Origin of the sequence: Thermogutta sp. (assembly GCF_014359955.1) — a bacterium.
Taxonomy (GTDB): domain Bacteria; phylum Planctomycetota; class Planctomycetia; order Pirellulales; family Thermoguttaceae; genus Thermogutta.
Genome location: NZ_JACIYL010000820.1, coordinates 1 through 1,910 on the forward strand (window position 1 = coordinate 1; position 1,910 = coordinate 1,910).

General features: G+C 56.1%; 2 protein-coding genes. One reads left to right on the forward strand and one right to left on the reverse strand.

From position 1 onward, the window contains the following. Window positions 1-624 (reverse strand): cellulase family glycosylhydrolase (locus tag H5U08_RS17295; protein ID WP_297035948.1); only part of this gene is annotated, 624 nt, incomplete at its 3' end. A 629-nt stretch (window positions 625-1,253) separates the two neighbouring features. Between H5U08_RS17295 and H5U08_RS17300 the strand changes: the two genes are divergently transcribed. Further along, the coding region (locus H5U08_RS17300; RefSeq protein WP_297035950.1) for a beta-L-arabinofuranosidase domain-containing protein at window positions 1,254-1,910 on the forward strand (657 nt) is incomplete at its 3' end.

Consider the following 1,910-nt stretch of genomic DNA (forward strand, 5'->3'; position numbering starts at 1 on the left):
CCGACGCGCAAGCTCCGAGTTCTCCCAAGGGACGCTTGGTTCGTTGCGGAGATCGTAGGCGAAGATAACCGGCCGCCCACGATACCGGCCTGCGAACAATTTCCAAAACTCGACGAGCGCGGCGACCGCTTGCGGATCCGACACAGTGTTTCCCCTCGCCCAGGCCGGAAGACCCTCCCAGTGGTCCGGCCCGGTAGGGTGAACATAAATTCCGTATTCCTCCGCGATAGAGAGGAATTCTTCCCAGCGATCCAGGCCAAACTTCTCAAGCCGTCCCGGCTCGCGATAAAAGGAATCGAAGGTGAGAAAAACTCGCACGCAATTGACACCAAACTCCTTCATGCGACGGAAATCCTCACGGACAGCCGTCGCATCGAATTTTTTCCACACCTGCGGAGCCCAACCGGTGCCCGGCCGGAAATAGTTCACGCCCAACGGAATGAAGATTGTCCCATCTTCGGTGACGAAGCACCGCCGCTGCGCATCAACCCGAATTTTCTTGAGCGACGACGCATTTTTCGGGAAGGCCGGTGTGCCGGAACTGAACCACATCACCAGTGCGAAGGCACCTGTGAGGCAATACTTCAAACGGTTCCATGATTGCTTCAGGTCACGTTGGCTCATCGAATCACGCCTCCGTTACAGATGTGTCTTGAACAATTGCTCCCTCTCTCGCCATGTTTACGCTCGTCGAGTCCTATTGTACTGGAAGCGCGAACTCAGAATAGGACTCGCTATCGTGGAGCGAGTTTCAAGCTCGTGTCCCACTCACGTTGTTTCCACTCGGTGTGAGTTCAAGAACGGGCATAACAGGCACGTCCCACCACGAAGTATTTTGAACGGACGCGCCGGTGGTGCCCGGTGATGCAAAACGGGGTGTCCCCGCTTCAGAAACGGACCTGACAAGCAGGTCCCTCCGAGAAATGCTTTACAGCGGCACGCCCATCGTGCCTGTTTGAAAACCGTGGACCATCCGACTGGGGAAAGCGAACGCAAAAGGGAGGCCCCGCCGCATCAGGTCGTTCCGAAGTGGTGCGTCCGAGCTGAATCGCGCTGGCGCACATGTCCTTCTCCAGAATGTGCCTCTTTTGAGTGCCATAAAAAGACTGGGTCAAGTGGGTAAAGGAGAAAGCGAAGATGGGTTTAAATTGTGTCGGACTTGTCCCACCCCGCAGGTTGGGATAATGTAAGTACCGGGAATACCAAACGAGTGAGGCAAGCTAACATTTCGAATTCAGCAGGGGACGTCCCACATGCAGATCAGCGTGTCGCGTCACATTCTTCTTATTGTCTGGGCATTGACATGCCCGTTTCCCATGGCGTTAGTTAGCTTTGGTAAAGAGCCCATGTCAACGGAGTTTCAAGTGGTGGAGCGCCCACCCGCGGAGTTGGGAATCCATCACTATCCTGCGAATCGCCCCCCGCTTGTTCCCAGTCCTCTGGTCAAACTACCCGTGGGGGCGGTGCGGGCGCAAGGATGGTTGAAAACTCAACTGGAACTGGAGGCTGAGGGTTTTATCGGCCATCTGCACGAATTGAGTCGATTTCTCGCTCCAGAAGGGAACGCCTGGCTCGACCCGAATGGCGAGGGTGATCGCAGCTTCTGGGAAGAAGTTCCCTACTGGCTCAAAGGGTACGGGGATCTGGCTTATCTCCTGGGACGACCCGAGATGATCGCCGAAGCCCGGCGGTGGATCGAGCCCACGCTCCAGGGTCAGCGGGAAGACGGATGGATTGGGCCACGACCAAATCTTGAAATGATCAATTCACCCCGCGGTAAGAAACCGGACGTGTGGCCCAACATGATTATGCTGCACGTCCTCCAGTCCTACTACGAATACGCGCACGACGAGCGCGTCATCGAAGTCATGCGGAGATATTTTCAATGGGAACTCCGCCAGCCCGACGAG